Here is a 24,672-nt window from a genome sequence, read left to right on the forward strand (position 1 = left end):
ATATCACACTGCTTTATTTGTAATCATTCTAACATGGAAATTGTTACGGTTTTGAAGACAAATGTGAACAAATTATGAAAACAAAAATTGTCATCTTAGTGAATTAAAATTATAATCCATTGACGAAAAAGCAGGGCACTCAAATTGAGGCCCTGCTTCGTAAAATTAAGATACTTTTATTGTTTCTATATATGTTTCCAATGCTGGATGAAATTCCTTTTCATAATGACCAGCCGGACAAGCTTTAATTACAATCGTCTTGCATGAAGGATTATCTTTGACTTCCAGCGTTGCTTTACAACGTGGACATTTTTCAATAAAAAGTTTCATTTTAATATCCCTCCAATAATTCCTATGCGTTTAGTATGAATTATAATCGGATTTATTTCAATGGTTAATAAGACCAATTGTGATAACATTGAAGATATTGTTAATACCGAAAGGAGTTACCCAATGCAACAAGCAGTTTCGCTTTTACATAACAACCAGGTTATGAGAGGGATGGCACATATCCCCCTGGCAGACCAGAAGGCTCCTGCTGTCATTCTCCTGCATGGTTTTACCGGCAGCAAACTAGAGCCTCATCGTTTCTTTTTGAAAATCTCAAGGGAACTCGAAGTTCTTGGGATTGCTAGTTTCCGTTTCGATTTTTTAGGAAGCGGTGAAAGTGATGGGAATTTTGAGGATATGACTGTTTTGAGTGAATTAGCAGAGGCAGAAACAATACTTGATTATGTACGCTCACATCCCAATATTAATAGCGAAAAAGTGATTGTCCTTGGTTTTAGCATGGGAGGATTAGTTGCCAGTCTCCTTGCTGGCGATCATCCAGAGAAAATCGAGAAGCTCATTTTACTCGCTCCAGCTGGTAATATGGCAGAGAAAGCGAATGTCATGGAAAAAAATTCTACTTATATAAAAGATATGAACGCCTACGACATTGGCGGGAATTTAATAGGAAAAGACTTTATTGCTCAGCTAAAATCCATTGAAGTATGGGAAAGGGCTAAATCCTATGAACGGGATGTTTTGATCATCCATGGGTCAAGTGATGAAGTTGTTTCTATTGAAGAATCCAAAGATTATCAGGAGAAATGCTATCAGAGGAAGGCAGCGCTCCGCATTGTGACAGGAGCAGACCATACCTTTAGTTCGTATCAATGGGAAAAAGAAGTCATTGAAAGCATTTGTAGCTTTGTAAAATAGACTCCATGGAGGTGCATCAACATGTTAAAGGATAACTTATCAAGACAAACCGTTATTATTACGGGGGCAAATAGCGGGATTGGCTATGAGGCAGCCAGGAAGCTCTCTGAAAAGGGTGCACACGTCATCCTTGCAGTGAGAAATGAGCAAAAAGGCAAGGCAGCTGTAGATTCCATTCTACAAGGAAATAGTAATGCTTCAGTAGAAATGATGAAGCTGGATCTGGCAGACCTTACAAGTGTCCGCAATTTTTCATCAACTTTTATCGAAAAATTCCATCAACTACATATATTGATTAATAACGCTGGGGTGATGATTCCTCCATTTGGCAAGACAAAGGATGGGTTCGAGCTTCAGTTCGGCAGTAATCACCTTGGACATTTTGCGCTAACAGGCCTTTTACTGCCGCTTCTGAAAAAGACACCAGGTTCTAGAGTAGTTACTTTAAGCAGTATCGCTCACCGGGGTGCTGCAATTGATTTTGACAATCTAGACGGTTCTAAAGGCTATAAAGCTATGAGATTTTATGGACAGAGCAAGCTTGCAAACCTGTTATTCGCAAAAGAGCTTGATAACCGCTTTAAAGAGCATGGAATCGAAACAATCAGTGTAGCCTGCCACCCGGGAATATCCAATACAAATTTATTCAATTTAGGGAAAGGTGAAACTCCGAAATACCTGAAAGGGTTGATGAAATGGTTTTCCCAGTCCGCAGCAATGGGGGCTCTGCCAACCATATACGCTGCAGCAGATGACAGCCTGACAGGTGGAGAATACATTGGCCCGGACGGGAGGGGAAACAGAAAGGGATATCCTGCGATCGAAATCCCGGCACCGGGGGTCTTTAATGAAGAAACCATGACAAGGCTATGGACTGTATCTGAAGAATTAACTGGTGTACAATTTGATTTTTAGGGACTCTTTTCAAGAGTCCCTTTTATTATATTAAAATAGTTTATCTATGAAAGCGATTACAAATTTTATTCTTACATTCTTTTATTTACAGAAATAAAATAGTTCATATATTGTTCAATACTTCACAAACTATTATTATAAATATATGATAATCTTTAATTAGAAAAGGAAAAGGAGTGATTTAAAATGATGTATTGTGAATTTAAACCCTTCTCAACCGATACTGAGACATATACTCAGGAAATGCTCGAAGAAGTCATAGGTGATGAATTCGAAGCGATGATGTTCAAAGATGATACAGAAATACCAGCATACATCTGGACAGTAAACTTTGTGGTCATAGTGAAAAGAAGTACGAAGTTTGTTACGGACATCAGCTTTGAAAAAATACCTAGAAATCCAGTTTGCGAGTAAATTATTTTTTGAACAATCTTGTGAAGGTATTCACAAATAAACTTAACAACATACGAACTACATATGCAGCAGTTGAACGTAAAATAAAAAGGAGGTCCTGAAAATGGGGACAGTTGAAAAAGTGGCAAAAGAGCAATCATCCGTTACAAAAATGGTTGATAATCTGCTAGATAAAGGTTTAAAAGCGTTAGCTCAAATGCGAGAGCTGGATCAGGAAACTGTGAATAAAATCGTAAAGGAAATGGCGCTGGCAGGCCTTGATCAGCATATGCCACTTGCGAAAATGGCAGTTGAAGAAACAAAACGTGGAGTTTATGAAGATAAGATCATCAAGAACATGTTTGCCACCGAGTATGTATATCACAACATCAAATACGATAAAACTGCTGGCATTATCGAAGAAAATGAACACGAAGGCATGATCACGATTGCTGAGCCAGTTGGCGTGATCGCCGGGGTCACACCGGTGACGAATCCGACCTCAACAACCATGTTCAAAGCATTAATCTCGATTAAGACTAGAAACCCCATCATATTCGCTTTCCATCCATCTGCCCAGAAATGCAGCAGTGAGGCCGCCAGAATCTTACGCGATGCGGCAGTTAAAGCAGGGGCACCAGAGGACTGTATCCAGTGGATTGAAAAACCGTCCCTAGAAGCCACACAATCTTTGATGAACCATCCGAAAATTTCACTGATTCTAGCTACTGGCGGTGCCGGGATGGTAAAATCCGCGTACAGTTCAGGAAAGCCGGCATTAGGTGTTGGGCCTGGTAACGTACCTTGCTATATTGAACGAACTGCCAATGTAAAACGGGCTGTGAATGACCTGATTTTATCTAAGACATTCGATAACGGGATGATTTGCGCTTCTGAACAGGCAGTCATCATTGATAAAGAAATCTACCATGATGTAAAAACGGAAATGATTGCGAATAGCTGCTACTTTTTAAGCGATGAAGAAAGGTCAAAGGTTGAGAAGCTTGTCATCAATGAGCACTCCTGTGCCGTTAATGCAGATATAGTTGGGATGCCGGCTCATAAGATTGCGGAAATGGCAGGTGTGACAGTACCTGAAGAGACTAAAATCCTTGTTGCTGAGCTGAAAGGAGTAGGCCCTCAATATCCTCTATCACGGGAAAAATTAAGTCCGGTACTGGCTTGCTATAAAGTGAACGGAACAGAAGAAGGACTTAAGCGGGCTGAAGAAATGCTTGAATTTGGCGGACTTGGCCACTCTGCTGTCATTCATTCAACTAGTGATGAAGTGATTAAAGCATTCGGATTAAAAATGAAGGCAGGACGCATCATCGTAAATGCACCTTCTTCCCAAGGGGCAATCGGCGATATCTATAACGCCTATCTGCCATCATTGACCCTCGGCTGCGGAACTTATGGCGGGAACTCCGTTTCAACCAACGTTGGTGCAATCAACTTGATCAATGTAAAAAAAGTAGCAAGAAGGAACGTGAATATGCAGTGGTTCAAAGTCCCATCAAAAATTTACTTTGAAAAGAATTCAACTCAATATTTAGCGAAAATGCCTAAAATCTCGAAAGCATTTATCGTCACTGACCCTGGAATGGTGAAGCTAGGATATGTAGATAGAGTACTGTACCACTTGAGGAAACGTCCAGACTATGTCCACTGTGAAATTTTCTCTGATGTAGAGCCAGATCCATCGATCGAAACAGTAATGAAGGGTGCGGAAATGATGGCGAGTTTCCAGCCTGATGTCATCATTGCTCTGGGCGGCGGCTCAGCGATGGACGCAGCGAAAGGCATGTGGTTGTTCTATGAGTATCCTGACGCTGACTTCCACGGCTTGAAACAGAAATTCCTGGATATTCGAAAGCGGATCGTCAAATACCCGCAGCTTGGACGCAAAGCCCAGTTCGTAGCAATCCCGACGACATCCGGAACAGGTTCAGAAGTGACATCCTTCTCTGTCATTACTGATAAAAAAGCGAACATCAAATATCCGCTAGCAGACTATGAGTTGACACCAGATGTAGCAATTGTCGATCCTCAGTTTGTCATGACGGTGCCTAAGCATATTACTGCCGATACTGGTATGGACGTATTGACTCACGCAATTGAAGCCTATGTCAGCTGCATGGCCAATGACTATACAGATGGCCTCGCGATAAAAGCCATCCAGCTGATATTTGAATATCTGCCAAGAGCATACCGAAATGGCCAGGACGAAGTAGCTCGTGAGAAAGTCCACAATGCGTCAACAATTGCCGGGATGGCATTTGCCAATGCATTCCTTGGAATCAACCACAGCCTTGCCCACAAGCTCGGTGCAGAATTCCATATCGCCCACGGCCGTTCTAATACAATTTTGATGCCGCATGTCATTCGTTATAACGCGACTAAACCAAAGAAATTCACAGCCTTCCCTAAGTATGAAAGCTTTGTCGCTGACCAGCGATACGCTGAAATTTCGCGCATACTTGGCCTGCCCTCCCGCAACACGGAAGAGGGAGTTGAAAGTCTTGTCCAGGCAATCATCAAGTTGGCGAGGGAAATGGATATTCCAATGAGCATTGAAGCAAACGGTGTTGAGAAAGCAGAATTTGAAGCAAAGATCGACCAGCTTGCCGATCGCGCATTCGAAGACCAGTGCACAACAGCTAATCCTAAGCTTCCATTAGTGTCAGAGTTGGCTGAAATCTACCGATTAGCTTATAAGGGAGTTTAATTGACTAAAAGGGGATGGAATCTTTGGGTTCCATCCCTTTTCTCCATATAATAAGCAACTTGACCTATTTCAGCGGCAGCTGAGTTTAAAACTGTACTATTTACCTACTGAAAATAGTAAAAAATTAACTAGTTTGTATTTTTAGAATATTATATTATTTATCCCGGATAACTATTTTACTAATCCGGGAGGTAATTATGAAGAAGAAGCCTTATCTATCAATCGCATTAGCAGCAGGTCTGGCAGTCAGCACATTAGGAGCGCAAGCCAGTTTCGCAAAGCCGGCTGACACTCCGCAACAGGTTCAGCCATTCAATGTTTTTGACAACAAGGTGTTGGACAAGATCAATGTTGAAAATATTTACAACAACATTGAATACCTTTCAAGAACTCCTCGTGTGGCCGGTACAGAAGCCGAGCACAATGCGATTCAGTATGTCAAAGAGCAATTTGAGTCATACGGTTATGAAACAGAGCTTCAGGAATTTACTTTCTATGGCTACACAGCACCGAATACAGTCGAGCTGACAGTAGATGGCTATCCTGGTGAAATCCAGCCAAAATCATTTACATACGGGATGGATGGAACTGCCTCAGGTGAACTGGTCTATGCTGGACTAGGACAAGCTGGGGATTTTGAAGGCAAAGATGTTAGCGGCAAAATCGCTTTGATTCAACGAGGAGCAATTTCATTTGCTGATAAAGTCTTGAACGCAGCAGCTAACGGTGCAGCAGGAGTCATTATTTTTAACAATGCAGCAGGAGACCTGAACGGTACATTCGGTTCACCGAATGACGCCTATGTACCGGCTGTGGCCATTTCCCAGGAAGTTGGACAAGCTTTAATGGACCAGCTAAACAATGGAGATACTCTGACTGGATCAATTAACATTGAGGGTGCAGAGGCTGGAATGAGAACTTCTTACAATGTCATTGCCACGAAAGCACCAACAAATAAAAATAAGGCAAAAGACACTATTCTAGCATTGGGTGCCCATCATGATTCAGTTCCTGGAGCACCTGGAGCAAACGACGATGCATCAGGCACTGCAATGACACTCGAGCTTGCCCGCGTTATGAAGGACTTGCCGACGAATATGGAAATGCGCTTTATTACTTTTGGTGCCGAAGAACTTGGGTTGATTGGTTCACGTTATTATGTCAGCCAGCTTTCAGAGGATGAAAAAGATCGCTTTGTCGGCTATTTTAATATGGATATGGTAGGAAGCAGGGATGCAGGAGATTTGGTGATCAATACACCGGACGGGAACGAAAACATTGTTTCTCAAACTGCTCAGGCTTCCAGCGCACGCTTAAATGGTGAACCAACTCCGATCCAGCCAGGCGGGAGCAGTGACCATGTATCATTCTTTGAAGGTGGCATTGCATCAGGCTCATTTATTCATAGACCGTTAGAGCCATGGTACCATACGCCGGAAGATACAATTGACAAAATCAGCAAAGAAAAACTGCAAGATGTGGCGGAAATCGTAGGTACGGCTGTCTATGATATCGTCCGTCCAGAGAATCAGGGACCGAAGGCTAATAGAGGAAAAGAACAAAAAGCACCTCACTTATATTATGAACAGGAGTTAAAGTAACTTTCAAAAAATTACCAGGTTCACCAGTTTATTGGTGGACCTGGTTTTTATTTACCTATGTGCAAACACTCATTTTAAAAAAGAATCAGCATTAATTTGGGAAAAATCAGGAATGGGGCAGAAAGACACGGATATATAATTCCCTAAGTTAATAAGGTCTCTAAGACCTTTTATAAGGTCTAATTTACACACATGAAAATATATATATACAATAACTACTTATTGCCTGGAGGAATTATGAGCCGGAAGAAAAGTGTGGATTCGATGGCAGAGGCCAGGAGGATTCTTGGTCACGATTTTTTTGATGCGGTCTCCGATATCCTCCCGCTGGTGGGGCCGAGAATCGATATGTTCCAGGGAGATCATGAGCTGGTTATAGTAGCCGAATTGCCGGGTCTTGTTTCACAGGAAGATGTGAATCTCTCGCTGGAAGGCTATAATTTAGCTATTAAGGGCGAATTGAAGCGGCCTTACGTGACAGATGAAGATAAACTGTTAATCAATGAACGCGCTGGCGGCCCTTTTGAGAGAATATTGAAAATTCCCCCTCAATGTTCCCTGGAGCGGATTCGGGCCGACTTTTTCAATGGTCTTCTTTTCGTTCGTATTCCATTCGTTCACCAGCAGTCCACACAAAATCGCGAGTCCATTCAAATCAACTTCCACGGCTGACATGGAGATGATGATATGACTAAAATAAAATTCAAACATATAGATATAAACAAGATCACCAATAGCTCAGGGGTCCATACAGGCGTTAACATAACACGCCAATGGAAAAGCCGTGTAAGCAGCTCCGAAGGTTTCGGGAATGTGGACGGGAAATCAAACAAGATATCTAATAATGTTTCCTTTTCTGATCGTAAAAACGGAGAGGGTTGAAATGGACAATCAAGAAGTTATAAGAATGATACAAAAGCTCAATGAAAAAATAGATACAATCCAGAAAAGTGAATTTCACTTTCATATTGAAAAAGTCTCAATCGAACACCTTCAATTAGAGGAATTAGCCTATCACTTGGATAAAATTGATATAAAAGAACTTAGCGGAATGATGAATTTGGGGAACTCCTTTAATCCTAATCTCGAGACAATAAAGTCTCAATCAAAAAAATCGAAGGAAAAGAATCCTGAAAATAATCGTGCTGAAACAGCATATAGCAGAAAACCCCAAGAAGGCGAGAGGCTCGAACCGGCTTTAAGCGTAATAATCAATGGGAAAGAAATTTTATCAGAATGAAGGGGGGAGTTATATTGAAAACACTAAGCCCTGCCTTTTATATAGGTTCCATACAGATTGGGACTGTCCAGGATGCATCCTGTGTAAATTTTGGAAACAGCTTTCCAAAGGATTTTACAAGCCAAAAAAATCAAAACCAGGGATTTGGGAGTATCAGCGGGGACAATAATGACATACATGATATTATTTCAAGACTTGCACAAAGGAATATAGCTGAAATTTTTGGTGACCCTGCAGAAACTGAACAGCCAGATTGGCTCGAGGGTCTATTGAAATCCCAACAAGTACAGATGGAACAAGAATGAAGAGGCCTGGCTCTTAAAGCAGGACCTCTTTTTTAATGCAAAAAATCATTTCGTTTATCTATATATAGATTTCCATCCGGCTGAACTTCAGCATAGAAAACATCATCCAGTGATTGAACTCCAGACTGTTGCAGCTGTTCATCGAGCCAAGTTCGATCCTTATTCATTTTATTAAGATTTTGAACATTCACTCTTCCGTCGGATACCAATTCTGTAGAAAGTGGAACAAAGTTGCCAGAAGGCATGGCTAGATTCATGTCACTTTTCGTAACCGTCTGTTTGCCTTCCTTTTTCATGACAGAAAGTTTCCCATCTGTTTCGAAGATGGCATAATCAACATCACTCAAAGAAAAGATGCTCTTTTCCCTAAGCATGGCTTTCAAAGAATCTGTGTCAAGACGTGCCTGCCTTAAAGCATCTTCCATGATCTCACCTTTTTTTATAACGATGACTGGATCCCCCATTAACAGCTTTCTGGCTTTCTTCGATTTTATATGAATTTGATCCGTCAAGACCGTAAAGGCGGCCCAGCCTAACAGAGCGATAATACCATTTAGAATACTAACACTCGGGTTAACGACAAGAGCTGCTGCTATCGATCCAAAGGCAATAGCAGAAACAAGGTTGAAGAACGTCATCTGGCTGATTTCTTTCCTGCCAGCCCACCTTGCCATTGAAAATAAAACGACAAAGCCAATCGCGATTCTAAGTAGTAGTTCTAACTGATTCAAAATAAATCCCGCCTTAACATTTTTAATGTATATTATTTGCTGATAGGCGGGATTTTTATTCTAAGTGACCGACTTAATGATTTCAACTTCATTATCATCCTTAACAAAACTTAAGTTGCGGAACAGTTGATTGTCATCACCAGTTACAGAAAATCCATTGTTTGATTTGGAGCTTGAAAGAAAATTCGTATTCACATTTGTCCCGAAAAATACGCCGGATGAACTGTTGATACTATTGACATTTATATTTCTAAAAGTAATTTTAATAGAATTCATAGCTTCTCCTGCCGTCAAAAAGCCTGCCCCTGGCTGGTCGGCTGAATATCTGGATCGGCATTAGGCTGGTCCACGCCATCATTGTCGCTAATCAAATGCATGTTTCCAAAATAAACATTACCCTGTCCGGTGCCAAAAATGCCGTTATTCTGCTTTGTCGGTGAATTCCATCCAGTTTGCGCGTTTCCACCGATGAAGACCCCAGCATTACTTTGCATCGAATTGACATTTATAGAATTAAATAAAACGCTGTTTGCCATATTGTTCCCTCCCAGAAAAGAACCCTTTAATACTTTTATTCGATAAGCGGATGATTTGTGAATTGAAGGGGGCAGTGGGGTTAACTAAAGATGAGAAAACGAAAGGGCGAAGGGAAGGGGAAATGAGACAAAATAAAAGCTTTTTAGGCATTGAAAGACTCTTTAAGTACACAAACATTTGTCGCGCATTATGAAAGGTTTTAGGCTCCTTACGAAGATGCTTCCGAATCAGATATACATGTGTAATCGTAAAAACCCAGAAGCCGGTTTTTACTTTGGGTGTGATGCGACAAAGTATATGCAAAGGGCATAATAAAAAGAAGATCCCCGCAGGAACCTTCTTCTTTAAGCAAAACTAATATTATAGTTTGTTTACGTTAGCAGCTTGTGGTCCGCGAGCGCCTTGCTCAACGTCGAAAGATACTTTTTGACCTTCGTCTAATGATTTGAAACCTTCAGATTGGATAGCAGAGAAGTGTACGAATACGTCGTCTCCACCTTCGCGCTCGATGAATCCAAAACCTTTTTCTGCGTTAAACCATTTTACTGTACCTTGTTCCATTTCTTGTTACCTCCCAGTGCGTTAGCACATTATGTTACTATCCTTGCCCAAAGTGATCATTAAGACGAAATAATTTCTATCCTTTACACCGAACAAAAATAATTCTATTTCATCATAACAGATACTGGAATCAATAGCAAACAATATTAAAAGATTTGATGCTAACGGACTATTTAAGAGGGAGCACACTCCAATTGTCATTGCATGAAGCCTCAATTTCCCTGTGTCTTTGGATATAATTTGCTATTAATTCGGTCATATCTGTCTGGATTTCTTTTTTGACCGGCTTACCTTTGAACATATTAAAGTGTCCACCACCGCCTGCACGATAATTATTGACCACTATGTTGAATGGATCACTAAGTTTTAGTGTTTCTCCCTTATATTTCAGGAGTGTAACCCTGTTTCCATGGGATTTGGAGATATCGATATGATATTCTATTCCTTCCCACATATCATAGTTATAATGCTGTGGTTTAGGAGACTCAAAGGAAGGATTAACATGGATTTCTCCTTCGTCATCTAAAATAAAGTATTCTGCGGATTTTTCAAGAGCGTCTTTTATATCCTGCCCAGAAACTGTAATCACTTTTAAAGTATTGGGGTAAACATAGTTGGATACGATATCCCTCATGGTTACCTTATTAGGTAATCCTGGGGCTCCATTATGGAAAAGAGCTGTCGCAGATATATCTACCCCAGCAGCATCCATCTGTATCTTATTAATAAACTCGATAAGAGGATGGTCTTTTTTTCGGACTTCGAGGGGTGAATGGACGCGCATATCCCCGACGATTTCTCCCAGTGGCTCATCAAGCCAATTTTGCGTGGAGTCTTCATATGGACTTGTCAACTCCACAATCTTTCCATCTGGCTCCGTGGTTTCATCTATGGCTATATTATCTGATGCCTTTTCAACAATAGTCCAGCTTCCTTTCAACTTTTCAAGTTTGATCGATACCTTTGAAAAAGCCTGTCCCATATGCCCTGGCTGTGCAACCAGGACACCGTTTAGTTGAGTGGATAGCTGACGATGCTGGTGACCGGTCAGAAGAATATCAATTCCGGCTATTTCCATGCACATCCGATAGGCCTGATTTTCGCCCGTAAGCTGTTCAGTCGGGGCTCCAGTCTCAAGGTCTCTCTCAAAACCGCCATGATAGGAAACAATAAGAAGGTCATACTGCTCATTTTCTTGTAAATACTCAACCCACTTATTTAGCGTTTCAAAAGCATCCAGGAATTCAAGCCCTAAAATATTATCGGGGTTTTCCCAGTTTGGTATGTAATGTGTTGTCACTCCAAGCACTGCGATTCGCAAACCATTAGGGAAGGTTTTGATAAAATACGGCTTACCGAATGCTGGTTCTTTAGTTTGCTTTTTCACTATATTAGCAGATAGCCACGGGAATTTTGATTCCCTGATCGCGTTCTTCAATAAACCCTGCCCAAAATTGAATTCATGATTGCCAATGACTGCTCCATCATAACCGAGGTCATTCATCACACTGACAATAGGGTTACTTAACTCGTTCAAATGTTTCGCGAAGTGATACGTAAGGGGAGTGCCCTGGATAAGATCGCCGTTATCGATCAGGATGGTGCAGTCGCTAGTTTTTAAAATGTTTTTGAAGACAGTTGCAAGTTTGGCCAATCCCGAATTTGTCTGTTTATTATTACCGTAATTAATAGGTAGAATATTCCCATGGATGTCGCTTGTGTGCAGAACAATAAGCTCGCACTGTTCCATCAAATCACTTCCGTTCACATTTTAAATACATATTTAATCCTTCCCATTTATATTAAAAATTAAAAAAGCGCTTAAAAATCAAGCGCTTCCGTTACTTCCTTTTAACATTGCTAAAAATCATACCGCTCTCCGGCAGCGTAGGCATTCTGACCAGACTGTAGCTGAGGTCCTGGTCCGGAATTTCATAGTCAATATCGTTTACGAGGTATGCTAGACTTGCCTTCATAACTTCTACGGTAATTCCCTCTCCAGGGCATCTGTGTCCAGTTGCAGAGTCTCCACCACCCTGAGGGATGAAATCGAACAAGCTTCCGCGCCAATCCTTGAACCTTTCAGGAATAAATGACTCAGGGTCTTTCCATAGCCGTGCATCATGGTTAGTGCCGTACATATCAAGTAATACAAGCTGCCCTTCTTTAAAATGGGCGTCATTCCAAATAAACTCTTTTTTAACTCTAGCACCGAGGAAAGGTCCGAAAGGGAAGAACCGGCGGACTTCCTGCACGAACATTTCTAGATAACGGCCATCATTGTCATTTTTTAATTTTTCCTTCGTTTTAGGAAATTTATGAAGGGCCAGTGCAGAAAAAGCAATAAAAGTAGCAATCGCAACAATGGGCCTTAATACATTGATTAATTCTACAGCAGCCATCTTTGAATTCAGTAACTTACCGTTCAGATCCTTATGAATCGCCAATTCATTAAGTGCAGAACCGTGCGCCGCGGCTATTTTGCCGGAACGGACTTCTTCTATTATATTCATAATCCATTCCTCAGCCCTCGACCTAGCGCGCCTTCCTTTCCAATGTCTGGGGCCAACTGCACCAAAAGCATCAACCATATCACTAAAATCATCAGCCCGCTCTTTAACTTCAGCTTCGTCAAGTGGGACGCCAGCCCAGGTACAGGCAGCCCGGCACAAAACCTGTTTTGCCTCCTCAAACAGGATGATTTGGTCTGCTACTTCCCATTTCTCTATTGATGCCCTCCAAAAGTCAGTAACCAAACGAGAAAGTCTTAATTGATTTGGAGGGGTCATAAGCGATAAGAAAAGCAATTTTCTATGTATGTGTGCCTCTCCATCCATCGTTTGAATGGCATTCTCGCCGAACAAAGTCTTCTGTACCCGTTTAGGTGCAGCGCCTTTTCTTTGAAAACGGTCGGTATCATAAAAAACCTTTGCTGCTTCTTCGCCAGTAAAGCAAATGACTTGTTCACCGAGAAGCCGTGCCTCAAAAATATCCGTATGATAACGCTCCATTCGATTAGAAATGAAAAGATAGCCTTCATTCATCAAGGCGATACTGTTATCCAGACTTTTATCATGTGGTATTCCCATCGATCTTTTCTCCTTTAGGTACTTTCTTTTGTTTGAATCATTGCTTCCATTACAATCCAGCTAGCGCTCATATGTTTAATAACAGGCTTGGGAGTTAGGCAAATGAAAAATTCGACTGGTACAGTCATAAACGCGGACGATTATTCCTAGTTTATTTACACGTAAAAGTAAAAAGTAAACTTGTTATCCTTTAAATGTTTCGTCTAACAAGGTGTTGTTATACATGTTCCACAGGAATGATACAAGCTGGTTTAACAAATAGTAAGAAAAAAGGAGGGAGCATTATGAGTAAATGGAATGAAGAAGGAGCTGCCAACAACAATCTTTCTGCTGAAACAATTTCGAGTTCTAAGCTGGTGGGAAAACCGGGCCTACAGGCGCATGAGTTTTCGGAAGAACTTGCTGATGGAGGAGAAAGGGATGAGGCGATCGAGAAGCAATTAAAGGAGCATCAACCAGGTATGTAATATGAAAGGAGAAATATTAATGAAGAATAATAATTACCTCGACAAAAGAGGAGATTTCACTGCTCCTCCTGAAGGTACTGCTGACTATCCAAAGAAACCGGATCACAGGAAAATTGAACAGGAAACTAATAAGAGGAAATGAACTGAGGGTTGTGTTGTGTTGATTGAAAACTTGGCGTGACTTCGGACAAGTTTTGATGAAGAGGCCGAAAAGCTGTCCGAACTTGGCGTGACTTCGGACAAGTTTAGATGAGAAGACCGAAAAGCTGTCCGAACTTGGCATGACTTCGGACAAGTTTAGATGAAAAGCTCGAAAAGCTGTCCGAACCTAGCATGAATTTGGACAAGTTTAGAAGAAAAACACCAAAAGCTGTCCGAACTTAGCGTGACTTCGGACAAGTCTAGATGAAAAGCACCAAAAGCTGTCCGAACCTAGCATGACTCCGGACAAGTTTAAAGGAAAAGCACCAAAAGCTGTCCGAACTTGGCGTGACTTCGGACAAGTTTAGAAGAAAGGCACCAAAAGCTGTCCGAACTTGGCGTGACTTCGGACAAGTCTAGATGAAAAGGGCGAAAAGCTGTCCGAACTTGGAGCGACTTCGGACAAGTTTAAAGGAAAAGCACCAAAAGCTGTCCGAACCTGGCATGACTTCGGACAAGTTTTGATGAAAAGCACCAAAGCTGTCCGAACCTAGCATGACTTCGGACAAGTTTTGATGAAAAGCACCAAAAGCTGTCCGAACTTGGCATGACTTCGGACAAGTTTAGAAGAAAGGCACCAAAAGCTGTCCGAACTTAGCGTGACTTCGGACAAGTCTAGATGAAAAGCACCAAAAGCTGTCCGAACTTGGCGTGACTTCAGACAAGTTTAGAGGAAAAGCAATAATAGTTGTCAGAGCTGAAGTCAAAAGATTCACTTTCCTTTTTTCTTGTTCTTTTGTATCATATTATTGTTAGGAAATTTAAGGAAATGAAGGAGGGGATTAATATGATAACTGATAAAATTATAATTCAACCCTATACGACGGTTTATTTTTCCCCTTTTATGATGAATAAGTAACAACTTATTATTTTCACGACAAGACCTTCGTAAAAAACGGAGGTCTTTATTTATGTTTTGGTATCCTTCCTAACAAAATAATATGAATCTAAGGAGTAACAATATATGGAGATCAGAAATTATATGAAGGAAGATGAAATTGGTTGGGTACATTGCAGAATACTTTCTTTTTTAGATACAGCCTATTTTGATAACGTTTTAAAGGAAAAAGAAAGTTATGACAATCCATCAATTGAGTTAGTAGCTGTGATTGATAATAAAATTGTAGGTCTATTGGATATTGAATATGAAACAGAAGAGCGAACAGTATGTTCCAGAGGGAAGGGACTTGGCGGAATGATGTGGCATATAGCAGTCCATCCTGACTTTCGTCGAAGGGGAATAGGCAAGAGTCTCCTGTTGGAAGCTGAAAGAATTTCTAAAGATCTTGGCTTGAACCGGATTGAAGCATGGACAAGGGATGATGAATGGGTAAATAAGTGGTATGAGAATAACATGTTTGTAAAAGCAGCATCATATTTTCATGTATTTATTGATGCGGGAGAAGAATTAAGAGGAACGAATAAAACTGAAATTCCTGGCTTATATCCCATTCAAACATTTGCACATTATGTTGGAAATAACAGAGAAATGATTAAGAATAAATTTAAACGAGTTCACGAATGCAATTGTTATGAGAAACAATTGTTATAGATTAAAATTTTCATATAGAGTATTTGTAAAACAACAAGAACGCCTGGGAAAACCCAGGCGTTCTTGTTGTTGATGCTAATTAACTGTTATTTCTTCTTTCGTAAATTCAATTTCAAACCCCAAATCCTGAAGCATTTTATGGTCAGCAGTCGTTTCTTGCCCTGCTGTTGTCAGATAATCTCCAACAAAGATTGAGTTGGCAGGGTAAAGGCCAAGAGGCTGCAGGCTTCGCAAATTAACTTCTCTGCCACCGGAAATCCTGATTTCTTTTGTTGGATTGATGAATCGCATCAGGCAAAGGACTTTTAGGCAATATCGAGGATTCAATTCATCGGTTCCCTCAAGAGGGGTACCGTCAATCGCGTGGAGGAAATTGACTGGAATTGAATCGGCGTCCAGTGCCTTCAGGCTCCTGGCCATTTCGATTACATCTTGCTTTGTTTCCTTCATTCCTATAATCACTCCGGAGCATGGTGAAATTCCGGAATTTTTAACAAGCTCTACAGTATTAACGCGATCTTCATATGTATGCGATGTCGTGATGGCATTGTGATGGTTAGAGGAAGTATTGAGATTATGGTTATATCGGTCAACACCAGCAGACTTGAGTCTTTCAGCTTGTGAAGGTTTGAGAATTCCTAGACAGGCGCAAACCTTCAGGCCATATTTCGCTTTGATTTCCTCCACTGCCGAAGTAACAGTATCAATTTCCTTTTCACTTGGTCCTCTGCCGCTTGCAACGATGCAATAAGTGCCGGCATTCAGGTTAAACGCCTGTTCTGCTCCTTTTAGGATCGTGTCCTTATCCATCATCCGATACTTTTGGATAGGGGCCTCGGAGACGCTCGACTGCGCACAATAACCGCAATTTTCTGGACACATTCCCGATTTTGTATTGATAATCATATTTAGCTTAACCCGATTTCCATAATAGTGATGGCGTATCGTGTATGCTGCCTGGAGTAATTCGAGCAGTTCCAGGTCGGGACATTCAAGTATACTTAAAGCCTTTGCATCAGTCAGCTCGTTCCCACCAAGTACGCCCTGCGCTAAATCCTTCCAGTATCCCATTCATTGATCCCCCTTTTAAGCTGTTTTTCTTAAATGCTTGAAACTGCCTTTGGACAAAACAGATTTTTCGAGTCTGTGACCCAACATGCCGGCGAATACAGCAAGGATGATGTCTTTGGGAAGAGGGGCAACCATCCATAGCCAAGCCATTTTATAGGTAAAGCCCTCTGGTGCAGCGGCCCAGAATTTATAAGCAAAGTACATCCAGTTCGTTCCGAATACATAATTGATAACAAGACCAATTAATGATGCAATGATAAAAGCTGATAAAGTGCGGTTCTTTTCAACAACTTTACCTGCAACATAGGCTGTTAGGATAAATGAAAGGATAAATCCGAATGTTGGACTTATGAAAGTAGACATGCCAGCGCCGAACTTGGCAAACACCGGTACACCCACTAAACCAACTAGCGCGTATACAGTCATTGAAATTGCTCCCAGCCGGCTCCCAAGGATGATCCCTGCCAGAATCGCAAAAAAGGTTTGGAGTGTAATCGGTACCCCGCCAACTGTCATAAACGGCACAAACGATGTTATGTTCGCCCCAATAGCCATAAGGCCTACGAACATGGATGCCAGAGTTAAATCAAGTGCTTTAAACTTCATGTAAATTGCTCTCCTTTTCTGTAATATAAATTCAGAATAAACTTTTTGAATATTTTATGTCAACTTAAAAATAATTAAGTTAACAAATATCGATCAATAAACCCTTGAGTTTAGGAGATTAGAAGTTATGAGCGTAATTAAAACTTGTAGATTTTGAGATAGCAGGTTTTACAGTGGAACGTTTTTATCGATTTTTAAACGAAGGCTGTTTTTGTTGTTAAAATCCTTTACAGTTGGTCGTTAAAAATAAACAAGGTGCACGGATAATCCGTGCACCTTGTATTATCTAACGCGATTATGCATTGCCCGTTCAGGCAATGGACGATCTATATCCTTGTTTTTATCAGTTTCTAATTCGGGGTTCTCTGTTGGGTCATCCTTGTAATCTTCAAAAGCGGGTTCCCCCATATCCAGCTCCCCTGGACTGAAAGCATTCGTTGGATACTCTTTGGTCGATTTTTTTTCGACATTATAGCCTGAAATGGAACTGTTGACAGGATGATCTTTTTCATCTTTTATCTTCCCGATTGAATCTATTTCTTCTTTTTCGTTTTTGTATGATTTGAGGACATGCTTTTTCTCAATTTCCATTGCGATCAGCCTCCTATCGGTTTTATTTACTTATACCCAAGATATAATACAGACTAACTTTTACTTTTTTTCCATGGCTGGTCTTTTTAGACTATCTTTCTGGTAAAATATTTTTAATCGAAGATGTTTTTGCATCTAAATCGGATAAAGGGGATACATTACTGTGAAGAAAAAGATCATTTGGATTGCAGGCGGGATCATTCTGGCAATTTTCATCGGACTGACTGCTGCAGGGAATTACTTTTATAATGTCGCCATAAATCGGAGCCAGGAATCTGTAGAACTCCATGGCGGCGGGGAAAGTGTCACGGCAGCCAAACTGTTAAGTGAAGAAGAGGAGCAGAAGAAGTTGGAGGAAATTACAGCCTGGACCAAGAAACAAAAATTTGAAGTGGTCGAAATTAAATCAGAAGACGGACTAAGGCTGAAGGCTCGTTTTTTAAAGAATGATCAGTCCTCTGGGAAAGCTGTGATTCTAGCTCACGGTTATAAAGGGAACAGTGAACAGATGCCAGGAATCACGAAGTTTTATTATGAGCAGGGGTATGATATTCTTAAGCCTGATGCGAGGGGGCACGGCCTTAGCGAAGGGGACTATATAGGTTATGGCTGGCATGATCGCAAGGATTATGTGCGGTGGTCTCAATTCTTAGCTGAAGAAGCTGGGGCTGATGAAATTTTTCTGCACGGTTTTTCCATGGGTGCTGCGACCGTCCTGATGGCGAGCGGGGAAAAGCTGCCGGAGCAGGTTAAGGGAATAATAGCTGACAGTGGGTATACGACGGTGCTTGAAGAACTAAGCCACCAATTGAAATACATGTATAAGCTCCCATCATTCCCGGTGATGCAGGTTACCAGTGTGATTACGAATTTACGGGCAGGCTACACTTTTGCAGAAGCCTCGGCTATTGACAGTGTTGCGAAAAATAAACTTCCTTTACTCATCATCCACGGTGACAAGGATGCATTAGTCCCAACTGAAATGGGAATACGTATTTTTGAAAGAGCAAACAGTGATAAAGAGCTTTGGATTGTCCCAGGCGCCGGTCATACGGAAGCATATACAATCGCTGAGCAGGAGTATCAAGAAAAATTAAAGGCCTTCTGGACGAAAGCCATAGGAAAATAGGTGAATTTCATGCAAACAATTGAAAGAATAGGCGAGCGTTTTTGGTATATGACGCCTGTTTCTGAGACAGACAGGCCGATCCTCGGTATAGTTGCAGGGAAAGAAAAAACACTGATGATTGACGCTGGAAACTCTGAAGCGCACGTTACTCTTTTCATGGATATGGTTAAAGAGCAAGGTGTATCTGCGCCCGCTTATGTGGTTTTGACACATTGGCATTGGGACCATATTTTCGGACTGTCTGCGCTTGGAAATACTATATCCATCTCTTCTGGAAAAACGAAGAAGGAAATTGATAAGCTGCGCCATTTATCCTGGTCAGATGAGGCAATAGATCAAAGGGTAGAAGAAGGAACAGAAATTGAATTTTGCGCGAATGCTATAAAACAAGAGTTTCCCGATAATCGGGACATTACAATAACCCTGCCAGAGATGACCTTTAAAGAAGAAATGGAGATTGACCTTGGCGAAATAACTTGTATCATCAAGCATGTAGGTGGTGACCATGCAGAAGATTCGGTTGTCATTTATGTCAAAGAGGAAAAGATACTATTCCTGGCTGACAGCATTTATCCAGATATCTTTGCTGTTAAAGATAACTATACAATCGAGGGAATAAGAGATTTGCTCAGTAAAATTGAAGCCTTTGATGCTGACACCTACATACTGTCACATTCAGGGATACTTTCTAAAGAAGAATTCTTTCAGGAAGCGAATCTCCTTAGATCTATCGCTGATTTAACTGAAAAGCATCATGGAGATTCTAAAATGATGATCGAGGACTATAGAAAAAAGGTTAATAGAGACCTTGCAGAGGAAGAACTCGAAACAATTGAATACTTCGTCAATGGATTTGAGGCGAGATGAAACACACCCAATTAGGTGTGTTTTTATTTTTACCAGGGTAAATACGAATGGGGTGCTGTTTGTGATTAAATGCAGGAGCTCTCCATCTCTGCGATAACCGCAATCATCTCTAAGTGGTCCGTTCGCAGCGAGTTACTTAAAAAAAGGACAAAGTATAAATCCGTTTGAAAAACATATATCTCTTAAAGGATATTCATCAAAGGAGGAGAGAGCATGCCAGAAGGAAAGCACGACATCATGATTGATGTGCCAATCGAACAGGTCTGGGATTTCGTGAAAGACATGGACAACTGGGCACCTTTATTGCCTGGGTATATTAGTCACGAAAAGCTGAATGATAAGCAGTCTAACTGGACCTTTAAGGAAACGGTAGGTGTTTTGAAAAAGAAAATCAGCTTACAGGTTACGATCAAGGAGTGGATTGAACCAACTAGAGTGACCTTTGAATTGAAGGGTATTAATGAAAACCTGGCTGGAAATGGTTATTTTAACGCAGAAAGCCTTGGTCAAAACCGGACAAAGATGACTGGTTATCTGCAAATGACGGCAGAAGGTGCCCTTGCACCTGTCATGAATGCTGTCATGAAGAACTCACTCCCGAAAAGCGGGCAGGAGCTTACCGAAGCAATCGCGGAGAAACTTGAGCAAAGAAAAGCAATTCGGTGAAAGTTGCAGGGAGCTCGCATAACACTGGCTCCCTATTCTGTTTTCTCAATTTTCACTGGTCCATCAATCCGTCCACTTTTGTCAAAATACAGAATTACATCATCTCCATTTTTTATTTTTTGGGATGATTCCACTTTTTCTTTTTTAAAATAAATGCTTCTACCATCCGCGCTTTCCCCATAATATCCAGAGCTGTCAACCTTATTGATGGTGTATTCTTCAGTAAAATACTCTGTTTCAACCTCATTGGAAACTTGTCGCGCTACGTCCATTTCAAACTTCAGGAAAACCATCAGTCCAAGAAGAAGAGTCAGTAAAAACAGCAATAATACCCTCATTTGTTTATCCTCCACTGCATAATCCGTAAACATTATATGAAGCGGGCTTGTCTAAATGACTTAATTCATTGAAAAAGTTTGCTATAATGATAGAAAAAATCGAAGGAATGACAGAAGGGTTGACACATGACGAAACTATATGAAGCCGATTTATATGAGCCAATCCGAAAACATTTTTCCAAACAAGGCTACCGAGTCAATGGTGAAGTACACGATTGCGATTTAACGGCTGTTAAGGATGAAGAACTCATTATCGTCGAATTAAAACTGAACCTGAAAATTGATCTTTTGCTTCAGGCAACGAGAAGACAGCGCCTGACTGATCTTGTATATATCGCGATTCCGAAACCAAAGAGGATATCAAGGAAACGCTGGAATGATATAACCCAGTTAGTAAGAAGGCTTGAACTGGGCCTGATTATTGTATCGTTAGCTGGAAATCAAAAAAAGATTGAGTTCAAGGTTCACCCGGAACCATATAAGCGCATGACCAGCAAGAACACCAGGAAGAAAGTAGCCTTGATTAAAGAAATAGAAGGAAGAAGCGCTGATTACAATATCGGCGGAAGCAACAAAACCAAGATCATGACTGCCTACAAAGAAAATTGCATCCAAATCGCCTGTTACCTTGAAAAACTTGGACAAATGTCTCCAAAAGCGCTTGTTGCACTCGGAACAGGGGATAAGACACCCTTGATTCTGCAGAAAAACTATTACAAATGGTTTGAACGAGTGGAGAGAGGTATTTATGTCATCACCGAGCAGGGAAAGGCCGATCTTAAAGACTATCCTGAGCTTGTAGAATATTACTTAGGTGGATTGAAAACGGAAGATTGATTTAGAGCTGCGGAAGTGAATCGGGTTGTGTCAACATTATTTGAAACTGCAAATTAAAATTCCATAGAAAGTAACAGTATTTAAAGTTAACTGGTAAAAAACGCTTAAAATTTCCAGTTCGCCAATATATTTTTATTTTCGCCAATAAAGTTGTGAAAACCGCCAATAAATTTTGTTTTAAAAATAAATTCGCTAGCAAATAGGCATAATTTAAGGGGATTTTAGTTGCGAATTAGACTAAAATGCAAAAATTAAGCAACTTATGCTTGCTTTTATATCGTTCATCTACCAATATAGCGAGAAAAACTAAATTCCGATAACATATAAGCAAAGCAAAGACCGCCGCAACCATAACCTTCACATTAAAATAAAAAAAAACGGGGAGAAACAACTAAACTGTTTTCTCCCCGTTTTTTTATGCCTTCTCAAGCAGATTTTCGTCTAACAGTGATTTTAATTCATCGAGTTCACTTTTATCGACCGTGTTCATTGATAACAGGACACTGTCAATGAGGAATTTTCTTGGTGATGATGATCGAAGGATTTCTTCCTCGATGAAATCCAGCTTTCTGAGATAATCACTGTTATTGCAATCAAGTTTTTTCAGTCGGGATAGTACTGATTGTATTTTCATCCTCCAGTCAACTGACTCAGTTGCAGACACCGGAAGCCAGTTATCCAAGGTTTCGGGGGGCAGCAATTGGTCTCCAGTTAGCGCCAGCTCTTCAAGCATTTTCAAAATTCGATTTACACTATACTGGACAACTGGACGTAAACTAGCTGCCTCACCGTTCGCTTTACGATGAAATCTAATATTCTGAAGCAGGATTCCATTAAGCATAATGGCAGCATCGAGAAGGTATGGCTGGCAAATATCATCCGTGATGTCACCTAGCCGATCAGAAAACCAGCGTAATATCTTCATTTGTCCCACTTCAATGAATTGCTTAAGCTCTTTATCTCCTGAGAAAAACACTTCTTCAAATAGCGGGACGATTTTATTTTTACGGTTTGCATTCATCTGAAATTCGATCTGGCTGATAAAGATTTCCGCGTCACCGGAATCCTGGCCAAGCAGCAATCCATTACGATCAATCTCCATCTTTCTGAAGGCAGTTTTAAAAATATCCATAAGCAATTGATTCTTGGATGAGAAATAGTTATAGAAGGTTCCTTTTGATATTCCGCTGTAATCGAGGATATCCTGAATAGAGGTGGCCTGGAATCCTTTTTCTATGAATAGCTGATGTGCTTTTTCAATTACATGCCGCTTTCTGTCGTTCATTTCATCACCTTGACCTTTTTATACCGATTGTATAAAAAATATACTACATTAAATTTTCGGTCTTTACAAATCCCTTTGTTAAGGGGATTTAAAAACGTTGCAAAAATTGTACCGATGGTATATGCTAGTGTCTATGCAATCACATTGTTTACAAATTTGTGAACAATTTTAGGGGGATATAGAATGGAACAAAATATGAAAACACCTGACAAACCGCCCTATGGAATATTGGCGGTATTAATTGTTGGGGCTTTTATTGCATTTTTAAATAATACATTGCTCAATATTGCTTTGCCTTCGATCATGACTGACCTTGAGGTAGAAGCAACGACAGTCCAATGGCTGACAACCGGGTTCATGCTCATCAGTGGAATCATGATTCCTCTTAGTGCGTACTTGATCCAAAAGTATTCGGTAAGGAATTTATTTTTGACCGCAATGGGTTTATTCACATTGGGTACGATCTTATCAGGAGCTGCGCATATATTCCCGATATTATTGGCAGGGCGGATGATCCAGGCTTCAGGTACAGCGATCATGATGCCGCTTTTAATGAATGTCATGCTTATAAGTTTCCCAATTGAAAAACGCGGGACCGCAATGGGAGTGTTCGGTTTGGTGCTTATGTTCGCACCCGCTATCGGTCCGACACTTTCAGGCTGGCTCATTGAGCATTACGATTGGAGGATGCTTTTCCATTTTGTAACCCCAATCGCTGCTACGGTCTTGTTACTCGGATTCTTCCTGTTAAAAGATAAAAAAGAGAAAGTGCATATGCGTTTGGACATCATTTCTTTATCACTATCGAGCGTAGGATTTGGCGGACTCCTGTACGGTTTCAGCTCTGCCGGTTCGAAGGGATGGGACAGTCCACATGTCTATCTAACTTTATCGATAGGCGCAGTATCACTTATCGTCTTTATCCTTCGTCAATTACGCCAGGATAATCCGATGTTGAATTTCAGGATTTATAAGTATCCAATGTTTGCTTTATCTTCAGTTATTTCGATGATCGTGACAATGGCAATGTTCTCTGGAATGCTGCTTCTGCCAATCTACGTGCAGACAATACGCGGAATTTCACCATTGGATGCGGGCTTAATGTTGTTGCCGGGTGCTATTGCCATGGCCATTATGTCTCCGATTACTGGTAAATTATTTGATAAGTTTGGCGGCCGCGCTATGGCTGTCATCGGTTTGATCATTACGCTAGTGACGAGCTACTATTTCAGCAAGCTTTCAATGGAAACAACTTATACTCAGCTGATCATCCTTTATACAGTTCGTATGTTCGGCATGTCGATGGTTAATATGCCTGTTAACACAAATGGACTAAACCAGCTGCCAGCTCGTTATTATCCACACGGCACAGCAATGAACAATACGCTGCAGCAGGTTTCTGGTGCAATTGGAACAGCCTTGCTGGTTACGGTGATGTCAATGCGTGCAGAATCCTATGGCAAAGAACTAGCAGCCTCAGCACTCAAAGAAGCTGCTGCAGCAGGTAAAGCTGTAACTCCTGCCGTAAAAGCGGAAATGGAGCAGCAGATTGCCATGCAAGCGATGCTGCAGGGAATCAATGACGCATTTTTTGTCACTGTATTCTTGTCAGCGATTGCGTTGGTGCTTGCTTTCTTTATCAAACGAGCAACACAGGCAGAGGACACAATTGGCAAAAAGGCTCCTGCCAAAAAACCTTCTCATAAATTAGTTAATAATTAATTTCTTCCCCCTGTATACCAGGGGGTTTTGTATA

28 protein-coding genes are annotated in these 24,672 nt (G+C 40.9%); 16 read left to right on the forward strand and 12 right to left on the reverse strand.

Annotation, left to right across the window (positions count from 1 at the left end):
• Positions 1-165: 165 nt before the first annotated feature.
• The gene (locus FOF60_RS11955) at positions 166-330 is read right to left on the reverse strand and encodes a hypothetical protein (protein WP_192471132.1); all 165 of its coding nucleotides are present in this window, start codon (positions 328-330) and stop codon (positions 166-168) included.
• A gap of 123 nt (positions 331-453) precedes the next feature.
• On the opposite strand from FOF60_RS11955, the gene FOF60_RS11960 reads away from it, so the two are divergent.
• From FOF60_RS11960 to FOF60_RS11995, 8 genes are all read left to right on the forward strand, one after another.
• Positions 454-1,206, forward strand: a complete 753-nt coding sequence (locus tag FOF60_RS11960; RefSeq protein ID WP_192471131.1) for an alpha/beta hydrolase family protein — start codon at positions 454-456, stop codon at positions 1,204-1,206.
• 21 nt (positions 1,207-1,227) lie between these two features.
• The gene (locus FOF60_RS11965; protein WP_192471130.1) at positions 1,228-2,121 is read left to right on the forward strand and encodes an oxidoreductase; all 894 of its coding nucleotides are present in this window, start codon (positions 1,228-1,230) and stop codon (positions 2,119-2,121) included.
• A 186-nt stretch (positions 2,122-2,307) separates the two neighbouring features.
• On the forward strand, positions 2,308-2,535 hold the full coding sequence (locus FOF60_RS11970) for a hypothetical protein (protein ID WP_192471129.1): 228 nt from the start codon (positions 2,308-2,310) through the stop codon (positions 2,533-2,535).
• A gap of 103 nt (positions 2,536-2,638) precedes the next feature.
• Complete coding sequence (adhE, locus tag FOF60_RS11975; protein WP_192471128.1) at positions 2,639-5,242, forward strand: bifunctional acetaldehyde-CoA/alcohol dehydrogenase; 2,604 nt, start codon at positions 2,639-2,641, stop codon at positions 5,240-5,242.
• 197 nt (positions 5,243-5,439) lie between these two features.
• Positions 5,440-6,843 (forward strand): M20/M25/M40 family metallo-hydrolase, encoded by a 1,404-nt coding sequence (locus FOF60_RS11980; RefSeq protein ID WP_192471127.1) that lies wholly within the window; start codon positions 5,440-5,442, stop codon positions 6,841-6,843.
• A gap of 237 nt (positions 6,844-7,080) precedes the next feature.
• Positions 7,081-7,515: an Hsp20/alpha crystallin family protein gene (locus tag FOF60_RS11985; protein ID WP_192471126.1), complete on the forward strand. Its 435-nt coding sequence runs from the start codon at positions 7,081-7,083 to the stop codon at positions 7,513-7,515.
• Between the two features lie 211 nt (positions 7,516-7,726).
• On the forward strand, positions 7,727-8,083 hold the full coding sequence (locus tag FOF60_RS11990; protein WP_192471125.1) for a hypothetical protein: 357 nt from the start codon (positions 7,727-7,729) through the stop codon (positions 8,081-8,083).
• Positions 8,084-8,097: 14 nt separating this feature from the next.
• Entirely contained in the window at positions 8,098-8,388 is a 291-nt protein-coding gene (locus FOF60_RS11995; protein WP_192471124.1) for a hypothetical protein, read from the forward strand.
• Positions 8,389-8,420: 32 nt separating this feature from the next.
• On the opposite strand, the gene FOF60_RS12000 is transcribed toward FOF60_RS11995, so the two are convergent.
• The 6 genes from FOF60_RS12000 to FOF60_RS12025 form a co-directional block, all read right to left on the reverse strand.
• On the reverse strand, positions 8,421-9,119 hold the full coding sequence (locus tag FOF60_RS12000) for a YetF domain-containing protein (protein ID WP_192471123.1): 699 nt from the start codon (positions 9,117-9,119) through the stop codon (positions 8,421-8,423).
• Positions 9,120-9,179: 60 nt separating this feature from the next.
• On the reverse strand, positions 9,180-9,395 hold the full coding sequence (locus FOF60_RS12005; RefSeq protein WP_192471122.1) for a hypothetical protein: 216 nt from the start codon (positions 9,393-9,395) through the stop codon (positions 9,180-9,182).
• A 14-nt stretch (positions 9,396-9,409) separates the two neighbouring features.
• Complete coding sequence (locus FOF60_RS12010) at positions 9,410-9,655, reverse strand: hypothetical protein (RefSeq protein WP_192471121.1); 246 nt, start codon at positions 9,653-9,655, stop codon at positions 9,410-9,412.
• A gap of 361 nt (positions 9,656-10,016) precedes the next feature.
• Positions 10,017-10,217 (reverse strand): cold-shock protein, encoded by a 201-nt coding sequence (locus tag FOF60_RS12015; protein ID WP_192471120.1) that lies wholly within the window; start codon positions 10,215-10,217, stop codon positions 10,017-10,019.
• Between the two features lie 169 nt (positions 10,218-10,386).
• A complete protein-coding gene (locus FOF60_RS12020) occupies positions 10,387-11,967 on the reverse strand; it encodes a bifunctional metallophosphatase/5'-nucleotidase (protein WP_192471119.1) in 1,581 nt (526 codons plus the stop codon).
• A 91-nt stretch (positions 11,968-12,058) separates the two neighbouring features.
• Positions 12,059-13,306 (reverse strand): CYP152 family fatty-acid peroxygenase CypC, encoded by a 1,248-nt coding sequence (locus FOF60_RS12025; protein ID WP_192471118.1) that lies wholly within the window; start codon positions 13,304-13,306, stop codon positions 12,059-12,061.
• 284 nt (positions 13,307-13,590) lie between these two features.
• On the opposite strand from FOF60_RS12025, the gene FOF60_RS12030 reads away from it, so the two are divergent.
• From FOF60_RS12030 to FOF60_RS12040, 3 genes are all read left to right on the forward strand, one after another.
• Complete coding sequence (locus FOF60_RS12030) at positions 13,591-13,773, forward strand: hypothetical protein (protein WP_192471117.1); 183 nt, start codon at positions 13,591-13,593, stop codon at positions 13,771-13,773.
• 19 nt (positions 13,774-13,792) lie between these two features.
• On the forward strand, positions 13,793-13,915 hold the full coding sequence (locus FOF60_RS12035) for a hypothetical protein (RefSeq protein WP_264647683.1): 123 nt from the start codon (positions 13,793-13,795) through the stop codon (positions 13,913-13,915).
• Between the two features lie 1,023 nt (positions 13,916-14,938).
• The gene (locus FOF60_RS12040; protein ID WP_192471116.1) at positions 14,939-15,526 is read left to right on the forward strand and encodes a GNAT family N-acetyltransferase; all 588 of its coding nucleotides are present in this window, start codon (positions 14,939-14,941) and stop codon (positions 15,524-15,526) included.
• A 75-nt stretch (positions 15,527-15,601) separates the two neighbouring features.
• Here FOF60_RS12040 and bioB read toward each other — a convergent pair whose 3' ends face one another.
• The 3 genes from bioB to FOF60_RS12055 form a co-directional block, all read right to left on the reverse strand.
• Positions 15,602-16,597, reverse strand: a complete 996-nt coding sequence (bioB, locus tag FOF60_RS12045; RefSeq protein WP_192471115.1) for a biotin synthase BioB — start codon at positions 16,595-16,597, stop codon at positions 15,602-15,604.
• A 15-nt stretch (positions 16,598-16,612) separates the two neighbouring features.
• A complete protein-coding gene (locus FOF60_RS12050; RefSeq protein WP_192471114.1) occupies positions 16,613-17,203 on the reverse strand; it encodes a biotin transporter BioY in 591 nt (196 codons plus the stop codon).
• Between the two features lie 282 nt (positions 17,204-17,485).
• A complete protein-coding gene (locus FOF60_RS12055) occupies positions 17,486-17,794 on the reverse strand; it encodes a hypothetical protein (RefSeq protein WP_192471113.1) in 309 nt (102 codons plus the stop codon).
• Positions 17,795-17,957: 163 nt separating this feature from the next.
• Between FOF60_RS12055 and FOF60_RS12060 the strand changes: the two genes are divergently transcribed.
• The 3 genes from FOF60_RS12060 to FOF60_RS12070 all read left to right on the forward strand — a co-directional run bounded on the left by FOF60_RS12060 (position 17,958) and on the right by FOF60_RS12070 (position 20,456).
• On the forward strand, positions 17,958-18,923 hold the full coding sequence (locus FOF60_RS12060) for an alpha/beta hydrolase (RefSeq protein ID WP_192471112.1): 966 nt from the start codon (positions 17,958-17,960) through the stop codon (positions 18,921-18,923).
• A gap of 9 nt (positions 18,924-18,932) precedes the next feature.
• A complete protein-coding gene (locus FOF60_RS12065) occupies positions 18,933-19,790 on the forward strand; it encodes an MBL fold metallo-hydrolase (protein ID WP_192471111.1) in 858 nt (285 codons plus the stop codon).
• A 213-nt stretch (positions 19,791-20,003) separates the two neighbouring features.
• Entirely contained in the window at positions 20,004-20,456 is a 453-nt protein-coding gene (locus FOF60_RS12070) for an SRPBCC family protein (RefSeq protein ID WP_192471110.1), read from the forward strand.
• Between the two features lie 32 nt (positions 20,457-20,488).
• On the opposite strand, the gene FOF60_RS12075 is transcribed toward FOF60_RS12070, so the two are convergent.
• A complete protein-coding gene (locus FOF60_RS12075) occupies positions 20,489-20,794 on the reverse strand; it encodes a hypothetical protein (protein WP_192471109.1) in 306 nt (101 codons plus the stop codon).
• A gap of 126 nt (positions 20,795-20,920) precedes the next feature.
• Between FOF60_RS12075 and FOF60_RS12080 the strand changes: the two genes are divergently transcribed.
• A complete protein-coding gene (locus tag FOF60_RS12080) occupies positions 20,921-21,631 on the forward strand; it encodes a DUF2161 domain-containing phosphodiesterase (protein WP_192471108.1) in 711 nt (236 codons plus the stop codon).
• Between the two features lie 415 nt (positions 21,632-22,046).
• Here FOF60_RS12080 and FOF60_RS12085 read toward each other — a convergent pair whose 3' ends face one another.
• Entirely contained in the window at positions 22,047-22,916 is an 870-nt protein-coding gene (locus FOF60_RS12085; RefSeq protein WP_192471107.1) for a TetR/AcrR family transcriptional regulator, read from the reverse strand.
• Positions 22,917-23,099: 183 nt separating this feature from the next.
• On the opposite strand from FOF60_RS12085, the gene FOF60_RS12090 reads away from it, so the two are divergent.
• Entirely contained in the window at positions 23,100-24,638 is a 1,539-nt protein-coding gene (locus tag FOF60_RS12090; protein ID WP_192471106.1) for a DHA2 family efflux MFS transporter permease subunit, read from the forward strand.
• Positions 24,639-24,672 lie beyond the last annotated feature (34 nt).

Origin of the sequence: Mesobacillus jeotgali (genome assembly GCF_014856545.2) — a bacterium.
Classification (GTDB): Bacteria; Bacillota; Bacilli; order Bacillales; family Cytobacillaceae; genus Mesobacillus.